Origin of the sequence: Nocardia sp. NBC_01327, from assembly GCF_035958815.1 — a bacterium.
In the GTDB taxonomy this organism is placed as follows: Bacteria; Actinomycetota; Actinomycetes; order Mycobacteriales; family Mycobacteriaceae; genus Nocardia.
The window spans coordinates 20,940-38,226 of record NZ_CP108384.1; the positions used below are offsets into that span (position 1 = coordinate 20,940).

Below are 17,287 nucleotides of genomic sequence, written 5' to 3' on the forward strand. Positions count from 1 at the left end.
GCGAGAACACGGCGACTCGTGCCGAGTGATGACCGTCTACCCAGGATTTGGTGAGGTGAGCGTATGTCGGGTTGGCTCGGTCTTCCGGCAGGACTTACGGGGGACATCCTCACCGGAGTAGCAGCGAGCGCGGGGTTTATGATCGGCGGCCCGGTCGGAGCAGGGCTGGCGGCCGGGGCGGTCGGAGTGCTCGCCTCCCACTATGTCGACGGCAACAAAAATTGGTCCCAAAATTTCGAGGCCGGGGCAATGGATGGCGCAATTGCGACTATCGGCGGCGGGGTTGCCGCCAGCGCTGAGAAGAATGCCGGGAAAGGGCTCTTCAGAGTTTTTCGCGATGGCTGGACCGCATACACGCCGGGCGGGATGAGTAAAATTGAGGCCTCCGTTGGGAAGGACGGATTTAACCTTGCCAAGCGCAGAGCTTTTGCCATCCGGAGCGTAACCAAAATGGGGAAAGGCGCCGTGGTAAGTGGTGCGGCTGCCGGTTATGTGAATTCAATGAATACAAACTCATCGCCCGGTACGCCAGGCGACCTGTCTTCGTTTGGCATTTCCGCAATGCCCTACAAGAACATCACGCACCCTGGACAGCCCGTATGACCATTCGAGGGTGATGCGGAGTGGACCCGAGCACTGTCACCCCGAGCACTGTCACCCCGAGCACTGTCACCCTGAGCGATATCGCTATGCCCGACCCGACGCAGCTCCCGCAGCAGTTCCAGCAGCAATACCAGCTGTCGACTGCGACAGTGAATACTTATATGGCGCTTCCGGACTTCTTCAAGAAGACCTTCGACAGTTTCGGAACGGGATCTACGACCGAGCCTCCGGCCCAGAGTGACCCTCCCGTCGTGGACACCACGTCCTTGGTCGCCTTCAACGGTGTGAGCCTTGCCGACTATCAGGCTTTAGCGGCGTCACTGAACACGGCATTCAGCGAACTGAAGGCGACGGACATCAAGCTAGCGCCACTGTTCAAGGCCCAGGCCGCCATATCTCAGCAGGGGCAACAGGCACTCAACACCATCATCGGTAACATCAACGACAGTGCGAAAACGCTTCCGACCGGGATGACAGAAGACGCGCATGTCCTGGGTTTCCTAGGATCCGTTTCAACCGACGGCTCAGCCGTCATCACTGCGGCCAGCGCTCAGACCGCAGATACAACCGACCAAGTCACGGCAATGCAAAAGGAGCTCGACGCAAAGCTAGCTGCCTTGCAGAGCAAGGTCTCGTCATTCAATCCGCCGTCAGTTCCGACGCCCCCTGTGGCTCCGGGACCGCCCGGGACTGCGCCGGGCCCGCAGGCCCCCGGGCCAAGCCCTCCCTTGGGCTTACCCCCTATAACCCCGCCCGCAGCGATAACTCCGACCGGCCTCACGGGTGCCACCACCACCGGTGGCCCCACCGATCCGAACGGCGCCTCGTCGATCAACCCGTCGTCCGTACAGCCGGCAAGCATGACAACACCATCTCCGGCCGCCTCCCCGGACTCGGGGCTATCGAGCATGATGCCTCTTCTAGACTCCATGATGAACCCTGCGAGCCAGCGTCTGCAAGCCGACGACCCGAGTCGAGACGGCGATCCCAACGATCCGAATCAGGATCGCTACCAACAGGATCCGCAGCCCGTCACGCCGGTTCAAGCCGCACCCGCCACCACCCCAGCGCCGGCCACCTCCCCGGCGCCCGGCACAACTCCGGCAGCGCCCACGACCACACCGCCGGGTCAGCCGGATCCCTCGGCCGGTAACCCGGCGACGTCGAACCAGCCCACCGCTCAGCCCGTCATGCCCGCCCCGGACGCGGACGGCCTCGTGTCCTTCACCTTCGACGATGGCAAAACACAGAAGGTCTCGCCCATTGTGTGGCAGGCACTGACGGCGGCATACGGTAACAAGACGACCACCGACGCGCAGCTGGCCTATTCAGGCACCACCGCGAAGTGGTCGGATAACAAGCAGATTGGCGACAAGAAGGATCCCTCCGAGCTGATGACTGGAGATGTCGCGACCTGGCAGAACCGCGTCGCCATTGTGCGCGCCATGGGATCCGATTCCGACCAAACGCTGCATGTCATCGTGAACGGCGCAGTCCAACCGTACAACGCCGATAAACAGGACGAAATGTCGGACACTGCAGGCGCATTCGGCGACTTCGCCGGCTGGGCGCATCCGCGCGGAATCGAAGCGACCGGATCGAACACCAACGCCACCGACACCGCGGCCCCCGCCCCGGCCGACCCGAGCACAGCGCTGCCCGCGGTAGCCACACCGGCAGGCTGACACGACCATGGCACTGAACGTCGATCCTCAGGAACTGGTCAGCGCGGCCGCCGCGCTGTCCGCGCTGGCGCAGGAAGTCCATGCCGCGCTGCCCGCCGGCTGGGTCCACCCGGCCGGAGGCGACACGCACTCCGCGCTGGCCACGTCCCACTACAACGCGCAAGCGGAGTCCGCGATCAACAATGTGATCGCCGTGCTGAACGGACTGGCCCCGCACGCCCAACAGATCGGGGCCGCGGCCGCCGACTACACCCGAGCCGACGAGGCAGGCGGGCGGCAAATGGGAGGTGGCGGCAGCGAGATCATCGCGAATCCCGTTGCCGCCCAAGTGCCATTCGAAACGCGACAGGCGCCGATAGCGCCGCTGGCGGCCGGCCCGCCGAGCATCGACCCGCTCACCTTCGCCCAGCAGCTCCATTCCGGACCAGGGCCCGCACCCGCGCGGGCATTCGCGGACTCGGTGCGACAGTTTCTCGGCGGCGCGCACGCCGCCGCACAGGACGGCCTGCAGAACGCCGTACCGGTCATGAACAATTGGACGCCGGTCGGTACAACGGTCGCCTCCCATCTGAACGACTACCAGAACCAGCTGAGCCAGATCGGCGACGGTCTGGACGGGATCGCCTCGGGCGTCGACGCCTACGCCGACGCCTTTCAAACCGCGAAATCCCGGCATCCGACGCCCCAGGAAATCACCGCCACCCGTCAGCGACTGCTCGCGGCCATGCGGTCGAACTCCCCAGCCCTCGCCGCGGCGCTGGCCGAGTTCAACGACCAGACCGCACTGTCGGGGCAAACCCACGCGGCCTACACGGCGGCGGTCAACTCCACAACCGCCACGAACGGCCTCGGAAGCGGCAGCCCGGCGGCCGGCAACACCAACGCCACCAGCGCCAGCCAGACCCCCGGCACAAGCCAGAACAGCGACAGCAGCATGCTGACACAGCTGCTCCCGTCCCTGATGAACGCCCTGAACGGCTCGAAAAACGCACTGTCACCACAGGGTTCGCCGCAGCACGACCCAACGATCCCGACCGGCGGCCCCTCCGAGGATCCCTACACGAACCTTCCCACCATGCCCTCGTTCCCCGACGGCGGTAGCCCCACCGTCCCGAGTGGCGAGCCGAGTATCCCTGCTGACCTCACATCCACCGTCTATCCCGTAGACCAGCTACCCGTGGTCACCGCGTCGACGGCATTGGGCTCCTCCGGACTGCCCCGCGCCCCCGTCATCGAACCCCTCCAAACGTCCGCTGCCGCGGCCGCCGCGAATCGAGGCACGGGCGGTTCGTCCATGCCGTACATGCCGATGATGCCCGGCATGAACAACGGCGGAGGCGGCAACGACCGCTCCCGCATCGTGGCATGGCATCCCGACCGCCTCATGTATGTCGACGACACCCCCTACACCGACGTGGTGATCGGCGAGAAACCGACCATCGCCCCTATAGCGACACCGCCGACACCGGCCCCCGCCAATCAAGCGCCGACCAACACCGGAGGCTCCGTATGAGTGATATCCATCCAGACGTACAGGCCGCACTGGACGCAGCGCGCGACCTTCGACATCGCATCGCCGACCTGCGCGAAAGAATCAACGGGATCCGCGCCCGGCGCCCCTCTCCCAGTGGCGCGATCGTTCCCGAGGTCGATGCCATGGGCCGATTGACCGGCCTCTATCTCGCACCCGGCACCACCTCACGATTCGGCAATAACGAACTGATCGCCGAGATCATGGCGGCCATTCAGGAGAGCACCGCCGACGCCGGACGCCAGTACAAGGTTCTGATGGATACCGACCCGTGGCCGGAACCCGCAGCCGCACAGCCGGTTACGAGTGAATCATCATGAGCGACATCGTCGACGTCACCGTCGCGGACACCGTGAAATGGCTGCACGATGAGGGCTTGGCGCGATTAGCCGTGGTCGGCGCGGATGCGTCGAGCCCCATCGTGGCCTACACCGTCGAAGTCGCGACCGGAACCGTCACCGCGTTTCCGGCGTCTGTCACAGGCCCCGGCACGGATGTGCTGACCCTGTCCGCCGATGACCTCCCGCCACCGACCGGAACCGCGAAACGCCTCGTGGTTATCGGTGTCACCGCTACCGAGTCGGTGCTTGTTCTCGATCTTGCCGCCGTACCGGCACTGGGCATCAATGCCGTGCGGCCCGAGACCACCGCGCGGGCATGGGTGGTGCAATTGCTACTCGACCCCCAGATCACGCTCACCACCAATAGCGCGGACCTGGCGGTACCGGCCGGAACCCGCTGCCGGCACACCTTCATCCCCGGCGGCGGCACCCTGCTGATGGTCGACGATAAGCAACCGCCCATCACCACCGTCACCCTCGACTCTGCCACCGACGGACCCGACCACCTCGACGTCGCCCACGACGGATCCGCCGAACTGTATCTCGGCACCCGCTTCTGGCAATTGCAACACGTCCTGAGCATCGGCGACCTGACCTGGGGCGCCCTCACCGCACAGCTCGAAACGCCTGCCTGACAACCCGATTCGAGGCGACACCCACCTCGGACGACCCTGTAGGAGTATCCCCATGGCAGCAGATCACCACGAATTCGACACCGACCCAGCGCTACCGGCCTGGCAGAGCATGACCTACCAGGTGTTCAACCCCGACCACACCGCCGGTGCGGCCTGCAACCGCGACGGGGAGATCGTCGGCCTGCACCTCACCGACGACGCACGCGACAATGGCGATACCTGGCTCGCTGCCGAGATCTTGCGCCTGGCGCGCCTGGCACACATGAAATCACGGGTCGCCCTGCGCGCCGAGATGGAATCCAACGGCACACACGCCCACACCATCGACTCGTTCGACCTGCCGACCGAGGCCTCCTATCGGGCCATGGAGGCGGCGGAATTCGGCACCTCCGCGCGATGAGCGCCGAGAGGAAGGCGTCGTGAGCGAACTGCTGGACATCGATGAGCCTGAGGAGGTGATTGCCGCTGCGGGCCGGGTCGCCAGCGCCTCCGCAGCGGTCACCGACCAGATGATTGCCGTGGCCCGCGGGCTCGTGCCCGCGGGCAGTGCGAGCTCCGGACTCGATTGCGCGCTGATGAACTCGGCGCAGTCGGTCAGATCGAGCCTGACCTATGCGGCGACTTCCGATAGCGATCGCGCCGTCGCGGTCCATCGCTACGTCGTCGGTGCCGTACAGGCACTGGTAGCGACAGACGACAGCGGTCGCACCCTCATCGACCACTCCGGGGAATCGGCCTGAATCCGGATGAAGCCGCAGTGGGACCACCCCTACTGGGATGCCATCGTCGGCGACAACTGGCCCGGCATCGGTCCGGATGCGTGGAACGCGCTGGAAGCCGCGGCACGCGACGGGGCGGCGACTATGGATATCGCCGGTTTCGAACAGGCGCGCAACGACTTCGAGAGTCGAGTGCGTTCCAGCGCCGCGCTGCAACCGGTACTGGACGACGCGCGCACCCAACAGTCGAGACTCTGGACACTGCGCGATGCTCTGGGCGCGGCCGCCGATACCTTCGGAGAGATCGCCGGACTGGTTCGGCGGACCTGTCATCAGATTCTCGACATCCTCGATGCCGCCGATACCCGCATCGCCGGCGTGCAGCCGCGTGGCACGGACACTCCGCAGCAGGCCGATCGGGCTGTTCAGGAGGTTTCCCGCATAGTCGGCGAAGCTAGGCGCGAGGTCGCCGATGTCATGACGAATGCCATGAATATGGTGGGCCCACAGGGGATTCCGGGACTCTCGGTGATCAGCGAATTGCTCGGGCAACCGCTTCCAGCAGGCACCGGCGCCCCGGCCGGGCCCGGAGGTTCGCCCGACCGGCACCCCACCCAGGGCGGCGGAACACACCAACCGGCCGGCCCAGGACGGCCATCGAACTCCCCAGCCCCGATCCCTGGCAATCCCGGTGGGCCGCACGATTCATCCAAGCCCCTGGTCGACGGCGGTCCAGCGCCGACCGAAGCCGTAGTGAATCTGCCGGGCACGGCGGTGCCCGCCGGCACCAGACCCGCCGATATGCAGGATGGCAATGCGCCGGAAGATAGTGCGTCGCACAATAATTTGCCTGCTCCTCCCACCTCGCTCGCGAGCAGCGTGTTCGACGGTAGTCCGGAGAGTGATAGCCCGCCGTCGCAGATCGTCACGACGGACAACGGGGCTGATTCGCCGGCGGCACCGAGTGCTGGCCCGTCATCCCAGGACATCGCTCACGCCACGCCCCCCGATGCCCTCGGATCACCGCGCATGGGCAGGGAGGCAACGGATCCTGTGGGAACTACCGACGGATCCGCCGTTGCCGGATCGACGCATCCGCCTGATTCACCGTCGGATTCCGCTGAAGCAGTTACGCAGTCGCGAGCCGAGCCCGGAGACCAGCAGGCCACGCCCGCGTCCGTCGACGTGTCGGACGTGGGCAGTCAGCTGCTGCCATTGTCCGTTGTACCGCAGATCGGGAATCCCTCTGCCGGATTTGCGTCCCCACACGCAACGTCGCAAAGTGTCGCCGCCACATCGATTTCAGGTTCTCCCACCTCGAGCGGCACCCCGACTTCAATGCCACCACCGAACAGTGCTGTGCCTCGTGAAGCCACCGCCGCCCCGGCTACCAGAACCACCGGGACCGTGTCCGCAAACGCGGCACACACCGCTGATCACCGCTCGTATACTCGCTCGGACGGCAGCGCAAATCGGAACCACGGCGACCGATCCGCTGCAGAGGGCGTCGCCGAATCACTCAGTGCGGCTGTAGGACTGGCGATGGCAACCGCTGCGGCTCCCGCGTTCGTACTGGGGGAGCAGGTCGACGGCGATGCGGCAATGGCGAGGACCCTGCTGCGCAGCATTCTCGCGGTCGTGGACTGTTCTCCCGTCGCACCGGCCTGGGCGGTATCTGTTATGCGTCATTCCGGCGGTATCAGCGTCTTCGTGACATCGAACGAGGGCCGAGGATGGTTGCCGGCCGGACTGTACCTGCCACGCTTGATCTCCACCCCCTGGTCCGGGGAGGTGGCAGAACCGGCCTGGGAGAACGTATCCGATCCGGCCCGCATCCTGGTCGAGTTCGGGCTCGCATCGGGGAGCGCATCCGGCGCCAGGCTGTCGGCAGTGGCGTCGTCACGGGCCATCGATCAGGCCATGCGCCATCGCCTCCCCGATCTACCACTCGACGGCGATGTAACTGCGGCGTCCGAGATGGACCTGTCCGCCCCTCGACCGGAACTGCTGGATCGCCTGGAGTTCACTGCCTCTCCCCGCCTGCTAGATCGGGTGGCAGCAGTCCCGGAGGAATCAATCGGCCGCATCCGTTCCACCCTCGCCCGCACCGCCCATACCCAGGTAGCCCAGGCGATCCCGGACACCGCCGCGGCCCTGGGCACCCGCGCACTCCGCGAACGCATCCTCACCGCACTCCACGGTCGCCAACCGGTCGCATCGGACTGGTGGGACGAACTACGCGACACCGACTTCCTACTTGCCGTGAACATGCAACAACATCGCCTGGACGTGAGCCGAATACCCCTGGGTGAGTTGCGATCCGAACAATCTGGGGAGCGACCTATCGTCCGCGCCCTCCACTTTCAACGGCGCTGCAACGAGCTGGTCCTGCTACTCGCCGAGACTCCCGACCGTCGCAGCCTGCGCGACGCGGTCTACGTCCATGCCCACCTCACCGAACACCCAGCTCTTTCGAAGACCGCCAGCGACCCGGTCCGGCGGCCGTTGGTCGACACCGGTCTCTAGGAGACGCGTTCCCTACAGCCGGGAATACAGTTCGAGAAGGGGTGTGCTGCTTCGAGTTCGAGTTCCCATCGGCGGGAAGGCTGGACAATTGAACTATCGGTGAGGGCGGAGAGGAGCTCGATTCAGCATGCCGGAAAATTTGCATATCGAACCCGCTGTACTGCGCGACCTGGCGGCGCAGCACACGCAGGTCGCCGCGGACACGAAGGCCTGGGCTACGCCTCCGCACGACTGGCTGGCCACCTTTCCGAAAACCTATGGAAGTATCGCCCACGCTGTACATACCGCACTCAACAACTACTACGACGCACGGCAGAAGGCTGGCAATGCGCTAGCGGTCCAGCACGAGCAAACGGCAGCCGCGCTGGTCTCAGCTGCGGACAACTATGAACGCGCCGATCGGGAAAGCGCCGCGGCTATCCGCCAGGCCGGAAGCCCGCAGGCCCAGCAGCCGCTCTCTCATCCGGCAGGACCTGCCAATCACAGTGCGGCAGCGCCGGTATCGCCTACTCCCGACGCCACTCGGCAACAGCCGGACACTTCGACACCGAACGAAGCGGCGACCACATCCAGTGCGCCCGCGACGGTGGAGCGACCGGTCACGCCGGGAGAGCCGGCCATGCCCGGAGCGTCGGTCATGTCTGCAATACCGGCGATCGAGACGACGACCCTGGGGCCCATGCGGGACATCCCTGCCGTAGCCGACTCGGGCCTTCCCGCGACCATAACTGCGCCGGACAGCAACGGTGCGCCTCCTCTCGGCATCACCGCCACGGGTCCGATGGATGCACCTACGAGTCAGATTCCGGCGACGTCTTCGACGGGCGACGGTTCGACCGCCGCGGCCGAGACCATGCCGCCAACCGTGTTGACCCCCTTCGTCGCTGCGGTCGCTGCGGCCAAGGAGAAGGAGTCCGGGCCCGCATACCTGGTGAACGCTGTGGACAACGAGGATCTGGTAATCGCCCGAACGCTGCTGGCCGCAGTCCTGGCCGCGGCCGACTCGGCAGTCGGCCTCGCCTGGGCGGTATCGGTCATGCGCGGGCCGACCGGAGCCGGGGTGTTCATCACCACCAACGAGGGGCGCGGCTGGCTCCCGGCCGGCCTGTACATCCCGCGCGGAGTATCCACTCCCTGGCTGTGGGACGAAATGCTGGGCACTGACGGCGTAACGCCATGGGAAGGTGTCGCCGATCCGGCGCGAGTGCTGGCCGAGTTCGCACTCGCCTGGGGCCCGAAGGCGGAGGCCAAGCTTACGGCGCTGGTGTCGTCCGGGGCGATCGACGCGAGCCTGCGGTCGGCGCTGACCGATGTCGCGGTGCAGGACCTGGTCCGACCCGCCTACGACGTCGACCTCCGGGTCTTCACACCGGACACCGCCGACCGGCTCGGCTTGGCCGCCTCGATCGCCGCGCTGGAAAGCGTTGCGGCGGTGCCAGATTCGGCCGTGCGCCGACGCAGCGTCGAGCTTGCCGTCGAGGCGCACGCAATGCTGGGCAGCTCGAGAGCGACACCGCCAGAAGCTGCCGAGGCACGGACACTGCGAGAGCGGATCCTCATCGCGATTCAAACCGATCAGCGGGTGCCCCCTGAGCTGTGGCAGGACCTGCGCGACGCCGACGATCTGCTATCGGCGATCATGCTCTCCCACCGCGTCGATGCCGGCCGCATCGACCTCGGCGCGCTGAGAGTCGAGGATCAGGCAACGGTCCTGCGCACCATGGTGTTCGAACGACGCTCCACCGAGCTGGTACTGCTACTGGACGACCAGCCGACCCGACAGACGCTGCGCGACATGATGTTTGCCCACGAACAAGTCGTGGCGCACCCACTGTTCGCCCAGACTTCGGTCGCTGCCGCTGTCGAGCAGACCTCCACGCCGGTCGTCGGATCCGTCAGCGCCACACCAGCGGTCGGCCCCACCCCACCGAGCACAGTCACGGTGACGCCGACCGACGCGCCACCGGCACTCGTACCCGGGATTCCGTGAGTTGCTGAAAAGCGGGAGATCCGATGCCACCGTTCACGGTCACGCGCCCGTTGACGTTCGGGCCAGTCGATGAGCTCCGATACCGCATCACCGGGCAGCACGCCGCCACCGACTCTCCTCAGCACACTCGCCGGTCCTGACACGACCAAACACGCCTATATAGTCCAGCTGCAGCCTCCGATGGGCTCAATGGAGGCAATGCCGCCGGCACTTAGCGCGCTCATGGACAGGGCGCAGAAGTGGCTGCAGGACGCCGTGAACAAAATGGGTGTCGGGAAACCATCGACAGTACCCGACTTCGGAAAGCTGTTGTCCGACAACGGGATTGCAGATACCGAGGACGCCAGCACGATGGCCACTCAGTACAAAGCGAAAGTGGACAACTTCCGCGCCGTCAAGACGTATCTGCTCAGTCAGGACGTCGACGTGAATGTCCCGATAGGCAGAATGGCCGAGTTGGCACAGAATTCGTTGGGCCAGATGATATCCAAGATCGAAGATCTCAAAGACGTGCTGCGAGCGCCACAAAACGCGAAAGATGCGCCGACAGCGGTCCAGCAGCACCCTAAGACGATCGCGATGGGCGTGTCCGACAACCTCACCGGCATCACGATGGACCCGGCGACCACGCAATATCTCATGGGCGAGCTACGCGCTTGTCTGGACAAGGTGGAGAAAATCGTCAAATCCACATCCGACACGGCCGCAGGTTTCAGCAAACAAGTCGCCCCGCCTGCGTCACCGATACCACCCACGACACCGACGCCGTCTTCGTCACCGTCTGCGACACCCACGCCACCTGCAGCCTCCGGCGTACCGATTGATAGCACCTTGAGCGGCAACTTAGCTGACGGTGGCCCACTCGCCATTTCCCCCGCGCCCGCTAGCTCCGATCCAGGAGCTACTCTCACTGCTGCCACCGGTGCTGCCATTCAACCGATAGAAGCGGCCGCCGGAACGTCGAACGGCACCTCGGCGGGTTCCGTCGCCGGTGATAGCTCGGGCTCGGGCGACATGGGGACGACCATGATGATGACGATCGGGATGGTGATGTCGGCCCTACCCAATATTGCGAAGACGCTCATGGACGCGATCGACTCACCACAGGATGATTCGCGCAACCGCGAACACCGCGACAGGGCTCCGGCCCCTGCGAATGCTCAGCCCGTTCCGGAACCCGTGCAGGCTACGCCCGCCGTGTACGCCGACCCGCCTCCGGCGACTGCCCTCCCCGTCATTCCTCCTGGTACGACCCCCGCACCCGACCTGAAATCAGAACCCCTCGTGAGATTGAAGGACGGCTCGACTCAACCGGTCGCACCAGTGGTCGCCGCAGCGGTGCTCAGGGAGTTCAACAACCACAGCGGTAGCGATGCCCAGGCCGCCTATACCGGAGCGGCGGCCGACTCGGCGTCGGGCAACCCATGGAACAGTGGCTGGACCAAGATCGACAGCGCCCAGCTCCGTACCGGCGACGTTGCGCAGTGGGACAACCGCATGGCGTTGGTCATCACCGAGAACGGCAAGTTGTACATCATCGTCAATGGCGAACAGGTAGAGCTGAAGGATCCGCAGAACCCGCCCGACGGTGGACACGGCACTTACGGTGAATTCCGCGGCTACTTCCACCTGACTGGCACCGACGTCGGTGTCGCCGCATCGCCGGTGACGAATCCGCCCCCGGTCAAACCCGTCTGACGCCGATCTGTTCCGACAGTATCCGATTGCACTGCGGCACCTTCGATCTCAGCTAGCCTGAGTGAGGTCCTCTATGTTCCAATCTAATCCGCAAGGATCGGCATGGTCGCCCGACAAATTTGCCGCGTGGTGGCTTCAGGATGTCGTGCTCGGTGGCAACCAGCCCAATTGCCGAGCTCTGCCGAGATCGTCGCGGGCAGCCCAGTGTTCGATCACCATCCCGTCCACCATGCGCATCCAATGCGTTTGCGCGACCGAGAAGCACTTCCCTGTGCCAGGAAACACCTGATCTACTTCGCCCTCGGTGTTGTAGACGACAAACGAACCGACCTGTCGGCCAATCATAATGGTGTCCAGGCACACCAGATCTTCATCGGCCACAGCGTGCCGGATCTCGTGACGCATGTCGGCGAAAGCTGTCCGCAGCCACAGCGCCGTGGAGTAGAAACCATGGGGCCCTCGCAGCCGGGTCGTCGGTGGCTCATGCAGGCTCTCACGATTCCTCGCATCAGGATGAATGACAGCCTCGAAGTCTGCGCGAGTTCCGGTTGACATAATCTCGAGACTGCGGATAGCCGCGGCCTTCGAGTTGGTACGTGCGCTCATGCGGCTCCCAAAAGCTGTAAACGAGATCGGGCCCAGTGCCAAGACACCGCACTCCGATCAACGACCCCTTTTCGCTCGGTCTGTCGTTGTCGGCATGTTATTGACGATGACGGGTCCGAGCACCGCGTTCATCCCCAGTCACGGGAAGGTGAGCCGTTCGCCCAAAAGGTGTCGACACTGTCGCTGCCTCGGCACTATTCGCCGGAGCCGGTTGTGATGTTTCCCGGCGGGCCTGGGGGAGGAGCTGGGGCTGGAGGGGGCGGCGGAGGGGCGGGCGGCACCGTGGTCGACCGCTGTCGGGAGCCGGGCATCCCAGGCGAGGGCACGGCACCCGGCACCGCGTTCGGGTTCTGTTGGGAGCTTTGAGTTCCCGGTGGCGGCGAGCCTGGCGGCGCCGCGTTCGGGTCCTGAGGGGCGCCCGGTGTCCCATTCTGGTTCTGCTGAGCGCCAGGCGGTCCCGGCGGCGGTGCGCCTGGTGGCGCCGCGTTCGGGTCCTGAGGGGCGCCTGGTGCCCCGGTCGGGTTCTGCGGGGCGCCTGGTGCCCCGGTCGGGTTCTGCGGGGCGCCTGGTGTTCCCGGTGGCGGTGCCCCGGGCGGCGCCCCATTTTGGTTCTGCGAATTGTTGTGCTGCTCGTTTTGTGACTTGATCCACTCCGCTGCCACGGGAGCCAACGCTGACAACGCCATCACCCCAACCATGGGGATCATGGTGATCATCTGTGTGAGGCTGCTGCCAATTCCGCTGTCGCCCGAACTTGATGTTCCCCCGCCGGAAGCGGTCGTCGGTGATGTGCCAGTACCACTGGGGTCCCCGTTACCCGGGACTCCAGTGCCGGCGTCACCATTCCCGGACCCTCCGCCCGCCATTTGAGCATTATTCGCAGCGGCCTGGGCGACGTCTTGATCCACCGTGTCCACCGCCTGCCCGATTTCCTGCATAAGGCTTGTTTCCTGCGCGGAGGTCAACTTCTGTGATCCGACAGCGTGCAGCGTGCTCGTCAGGTCCGCGACAATGCCCCCGATCGTGGCGAGCGTCTGGTCATTCGCCGCCGCGACCACGATGGAAACCTGCAGCACTTGTCCATCCATGGCAAGCAGCGCGGTCTTGCGAGCCTGAACCGCGGCGAGTGTCTGCTGATATTGCGTTGTCGCCGCGCTCTGTTCCAGATTCGTATAAACCACGGTGGTGAGCAGATCATCGACACTCGGCGGAGGGTCGGTAGTGCCCCGCCCGAGCAGATCGACCGAACTCTGGATCGCGGCATCAGCCATGGAGATGAAACTCGTCAGTGCGGCTGAGGCGCCAGGTGGGCTGGGCAGCGGCGGCACCGTCCAATAGTGCTGGCCGACCGCGCCGGTCTCGGCTGACGTCACGTGTCGGCACCGCCTCTCTGTCGATCTCCCATTGTCCGGTGTTCCCCGAAATGGGAAGACCCGAAAACCAGGGGCGGTGCATAGTCGACAAACGACCGACAGTCGGGTCGATCGGGCAGGGGGATGCCCGAAAGTGACTGAGCAACAGAATGTTTGAGACCGCAACGGTCAGTGATGCGCGAAGGTGGGTAGTGCGAATGGCGACGGTTTTGACCGATGACTTGCACGGGGTACTGAAATCTCTTCTCGGCTTGTACGGCGCCGGTGCACCGGGCCCAGTGCGGTCGGTGACGGTGAACGCACTCGTTCCCGATCCGGGCGACATCTCCGGGCCGCCGACGGTCTACCACGCGGGAGCGTGGGGCCTGCAACTGTCTTCCGCGAATGCGCAGGAAGGCAAGGACATTCTCGTACGGCAAGCGGTCGGAGCATCCGGCGGCAATATCGCCGACGGCCGTAACCTTCTCCATCATCAAATCTCAGATTTGCAGTCGAGGCTTCAAGCGATAGCCGGAATAGGCGACACCCGGTTCAGCGGTCCGGCTCTACTCGACGCGGTGCAATCCACGATCGCCAAGGCCACTCAGCAGGTCGACCACGATTCGACCGCGGCTCGCCGGCTCGCCGAACAGATCATGCCTCCGCCGCCGCACGCGATCACCAACTGGGCCGATTCACCGCGGCGACGGCGCCCACGACTGCGGCCACGTCGCCGAACACGGGCGCCCCGCGACGGCACGGCTGGCACCCATGCGGTTCATGCGGCGAGTGCTTGGCTGGGAACCCGCTACGTATGCGGCGGTGGCGGCGCCGGTGGACCCACCGGCGGCGGATTCGACTGCTCCGGGTTGACCCAGTACGCCATCGCGCAGGCATCGCAGGGCCACGTGATCCTGCCTAGGTCCACCTACGAGCAGATCCACAGCGGTGCACGGATTCCGGCGCAGGACGCCCGGCCGGGTGACCTGGTGTTTCCCGCGAGCTCCTTCGGTGCGCGCGGTCCCAACCATGTGCAGTTGGCGGCCGGCAAGGGCATGGTTATCGAGGCGCCCCATACCGGTTCCACTGTGAAGTGGTCTCGAATGCCGAACAACGCCGTCGTCGTACGCGTGCTGTAGTCCGAGCAGCACGCGGAGGCGGACATGGCCATCGAACTGCCACACGACGTTGCGCTGTTCCTCAACTTCGCCGGTGTGCCGTATCCGGACATCAACGAGGACCAGGTGCGTGTCCTCGCCAAGCATGTAGGAACTTTCGCCAATAGCGTGCAAGGGACGCACAATAGCGCCACCGGTGCGATCAAGGCTATGAATTCGGTGTACTCCGGATACTCGTACGAGCAGCTGGTCGCGGCGTGGGGGCAGATGAGCGCGACCCATATGGCCGAGCTCGACCAGGCGTGCAAGGTGGTCGCCGTCGCACTCAACGTCGCCGCCGACGTGATCGTCGCGACAAAGATCGTGGTCCTGGCGGAATTGGCAGGTCTCGCAGTCGGATACGCGAGCGCGATGGCGGCAACGATTGTCACCGAAGGACTTTCGGCCGCCATCGCACAGGCACTGGCCGCGGCGGCGCGGAAGTTGGTCGAGATGATGGAGCAATACCTGGTGTCCTACATCCTCAGCGAGGTGCTCGATAAGGCGATCGCCCCTCTCGAACACGCCGTCGAGCGAATGCTCGAGCCCGTGATCCACCGCGCGGCGGTCGATCTGCTCGGCCTGCCGCCCCCTAGTAGTTCCTCGACGCTGCCGCTGTACATCGAGCCCGCCGAAGTCCTCCGCTATGCCAACGAACTGGACAAGTACGCCGATCAGATGGTGCAGCATGCGGCCGACTTCGCCTCGAACGTCGCCAATCTGGACTTCACGACCCCCACCGGGCCACCGGTCGAGAACCCGGCGGCTTCACCACAAAATATCCCTTTGCCGGTAGGTTCGAATCCGGGATCGCCGCACCTCAGCGATTCCGGCACCGGCGCACCGCCCCGGCCGGCGGCGGCCCCATCACGGGCAAATGACGGAATGCACTCTTCGCCGCAGCCCAGCCGGGCGTCTCTCGGGGTGACACCCAATGCGTCGAGAATCGGATCGGAAGCTACTCCGGCGCAACCGAATACAATAAATAGACCCAGGCTCTGGCAGCATGCTCCTGCCCCGCATGCGGCCGAAGTACACCCGCACGCCTCTCATCCGGCAGCGGTGGCCTCAGCTCCCGCCAGCACGCACGCACACAATCCGAACACCGGCGCGGCGCCCTCGCGGGCCTCCGAGAACGCCAGTTCGACCACCGCCGATCATCCTGACGGACCCAGGTCAGCCATCCCGCCACAGACGTCGGACAGACCCAGCAATCTCGTGGCACCCAGTCCTTTGCCGGCGTCCCCGGCGTCGGAGCATCCTGCAGCGCACACTCCCGACCCCACCACAACACCGCAGCGCGAGTCGATTTCGGCTCCGCAGTACGCCGCCACCGATACCGCGCCCGCCGTTACCCCGGCGCCGAGCGAGGATGCCAACTCCACCGTGCCGCAGCCGAATTCCGCTGCCTCCCCGATGGCGTCCCCCGGCGCGATGCCAACAACACCATGGCGGGCCGCGCAGGCCCGTCGCGCGAGCCCATGGCGGAAGCCGAAGCCCGCTGCCGCCCGCCCACAGCCCGCTGCCATCACCCAGGACGACGAAACCCGCGATATCGAGACACCATGGTCGAATCAAGAACGGCCACCTGTCGTCGTGGCGAGCGTCTTCGCACCCGATGCGGTGGGACCTGCACCCGTCACCCAGGATGCCCGCGCCACTCGAATAGCCAGTCCAGCCGAATCGAACGAGCACGACCGCGATTCTGCGGTGCGCGCTCCCACAACGGCGCCGCGACCGCGCGTCACCCCGCCGCCCGGAAGACAGCCTGGCGGGCGCGGTTCATAGCCCTGCGCCGCTGAGGCTTTCGTCGACGATTCGGCAATAGGTCATCTGGAACGGACGCAGCAACGCCCGCATAAACGCCGGCCCCTCGCTCGAGGTGACCAGCGGCTCCCACGCCGGAGTTTCGATGCCGGCGCGATACCAGTGCACCGCCAACGGGCACCGGCTGCCGTCGAACAGGATCAGCTCGACGGTCTCCTGCTCGGTGAGGCGAAATTCGGCCACTCGCTTCCATTCGGAAAGGCCGAGCTCGTATACTGCAACAAGATTCGGGGTACTGGCCATGGATTCCTCACTCTCCCTTGGCCATTTGATCCCGCACACGCTGCCACTGCCATGATGACTTCCCCATGCTGGGAAGCCCGCCGCACGAGTGTGAGCAATCACGTGGCGCGAACTGTGCCGAGGATGGCAGCTTTTGGTACCCGAAAGCCGATGAGCACGGTCTTAGAGTCGATGCACGCTTCCCGTCGGGGGGGATGGATGCGCCCCAACGCCACCCAACCAGCGGCGTACTCAGATCAACCGGCTCGGAGATTCGATGACGCATAAAAGCTCGCCCCGTTATCGGCCAGGGTTCATCCCGAGTCGATTGCCCCACTCCCGCGGTGCCCGGAAGAACACGCGGCAGCCATGCTGATCAACAGCAACCTTTGCCG

The 17,287-nt window shown here is 65.3% G+C and carries 15 protein-coding genes; 13 read left to right on the forward strand and 2 right to left on the reverse strand.

Annotated elements, in window-relative coordinates; translation table 11 throughout:
- The first annotated feature begins 63 nt into the window (after nt 1-63).
- From OG326_RS41745 to OG326_RS41790, 10 genes are all read left to right on the forward strand, one after another.
- Nucleotides 64-603, forward strand: coding sequence for a hypothetical protein (locus tag OG326_RS41745; RefSeq protein ID WP_327146931.1), 540 nt, complete (start codon nt 64-66; stop codon nt 601-603).
- 86 nt (nt 604-689) lie between these two features.
- Entirely contained in the window at nt 690-2,288 is a 1,599-nt protein-coding gene (locus tag OG326_RS41750) for a hypothetical protein (RefSeq protein WP_327146932.1), read from the forward strand.
- Between the two features lie 7 nt (nt 2,289-2,295).
- Entirely contained in the window at nt 2,296-3,801 is a 1,506-nt protein-coding gene (locus OG326_RS41755; RefSeq protein ID WP_327146933.1) for a PPE domain-containing protein, read from the forward strand.
- Nucleotides 3,798-4,139 carry a hypothetical protein gene (locus OG326_RS41760; protein ID WP_327146934.1) on the forward strand — a complete coding sequence of 114 codons (342 nt, stop codon included), beginning with the start codon at nt 3,798-3,800 and terminating at the stop codon, nt 4,137-4,139. The genes OG326_RS41755 and OG326_RS41760 overlap by 4 nt, the downstream gene beginning before the upstream one ends.
- Nucleotides 4,136-4,795: a hypothetical protein gene (locus OG326_RS41765; protein WP_327146935.1), complete on the forward strand. Its 660-nt coding sequence runs from the start codon at nt 4,136-4,138 to the stop codon at nt 4,793-4,795. Before OG326_RS41760 ends, OG326_RS41765 begins: the two co-directional genes overlap by 4 nt.
- A gap of 52 nt (nt 4,796-4,847) precedes the next feature.
- Nucleotides 4,848-5,195 (forward strand): hypothetical protein, encoded by a 348-nt coding sequence (locus tag OG326_RS41770; protein WP_327146936.1) that lies wholly within the window; start codon nt 4,848-4,850, stop codon nt 5,193-5,195.
- 19 nt (nt 5,196-5,214) lie between these two features.
- Nucleotides 5,215-5,535: a hypothetical protein gene (locus tag OG326_RS41775; protein WP_327146937.1), complete on the forward strand. Its 321-nt coding sequence runs from the start codon at nt 5,215-5,217 to the stop codon at nt 5,533-5,535.
- A 1,521-nt stretch (nt 5,536-7,056) separates the two neighbouring features.
- Nucleotides 7,057-8,040: a hypothetical protein gene (locus tag OG326_RS41780; RefSeq protein ID WP_327146938.1), complete on the forward strand. Its 984-nt coding sequence runs from the start codon at nt 7,057-7,059 to the stop codon at nt 8,038-8,040.
- A 127-nt stretch (nt 8,041-8,167) separates the two neighbouring features.
- Complete coding sequence (locus OG326_RS41785; RefSeq protein WP_327146939.1) at nt 8,168-10,030, forward strand: type VII secretion target; 1,863 nt, start codon at nt 8,168-8,170, stop codon at nt 10,028-10,030.
- A 189-nt stretch (nt 10,031-10,219) separates the two neighbouring features.
- Nucleotides 10,220-11,728, forward strand: a complete 1,509-nt coding sequence (locus OG326_RS41790) for a hypothetical protein (RefSeq protein WP_327146940.1) — start codon at nt 10,220-10,222, stop codon at nt 11,726-11,728.
- A gap of 135 nt (nt 11,729-11,863) precedes the next feature.
- Here OG326_RS41790 and OG326_RS41795 read toward each other — a convergent pair whose 3' ends face one another.
- Nucleotides 11,864-12,334 (reverse strand): ester cyclase, encoded by a 471-nt coding sequence (locus OG326_RS41795; RefSeq protein WP_327146941.1) that lies wholly within the window; start codon nt 12,332-12,334, stop codon nt 11,864-11,866.
- Between the two features lie 983 nt (nt 12,335-13,317).
- On the opposite strand from OG326_RS41795, the gene OG326_RS41800 reads away from it, so the two are divergent.
- The 3 genes from OG326_RS41800 (at nt 13,318) to OG326_RS41810 (ending at nt 16,631) form a co-directional block, all read left to right on the forward strand.
- Nucleotides 13,318-13,632 (forward strand): hypothetical protein, encoded by a 315-nt coding sequence (locus OG326_RS41800; RefSeq protein ID WP_327146942.1) that lies wholly within the window; start codon nt 13,318-13,320, stop codon nt 13,630-13,632.
- A 362-nt stretch (nt 13,633-13,994) separates the two neighbouring features.
- Nucleotides 13,995-14,825 carry a C40 family peptidase gene (locus OG326_RS41805; protein WP_327146943.1) on the forward strand — a complete coding sequence of 277 codons (831 nt, stop codon included), beginning with the start codon at nt 13,995-13,997 and terminating at the stop codon, nt 14,823-14,825.
- Nucleotides 14,826-14,849: 24 nt separating this feature from the next.
- Nucleotides 14,850-16,631, forward strand: a complete 1,782-nt coding sequence (locus OG326_RS41810; protein WP_327146944.1) for a WXG100-like domain-containing protein — start codon at nt 14,850-14,852, stop codon at nt 16,629-16,631.
- Here OG326_RS41810 and OG326_RS41815 read toward each other — a convergent pair.
- A complete protein-coding gene (locus OG326_RS41815; RefSeq protein WP_327146945.1) occupies nt 16,626-16,913 on the reverse strand; it encodes a hypothetical protein in 288 nt (95 codons plus the stop codon). The genes OG326_RS41810 and OG326_RS41815 overlap by 6 nt on opposite strands.
- Nucleotides 16,914-17,287 lie beyond the last annotated feature (374 nt).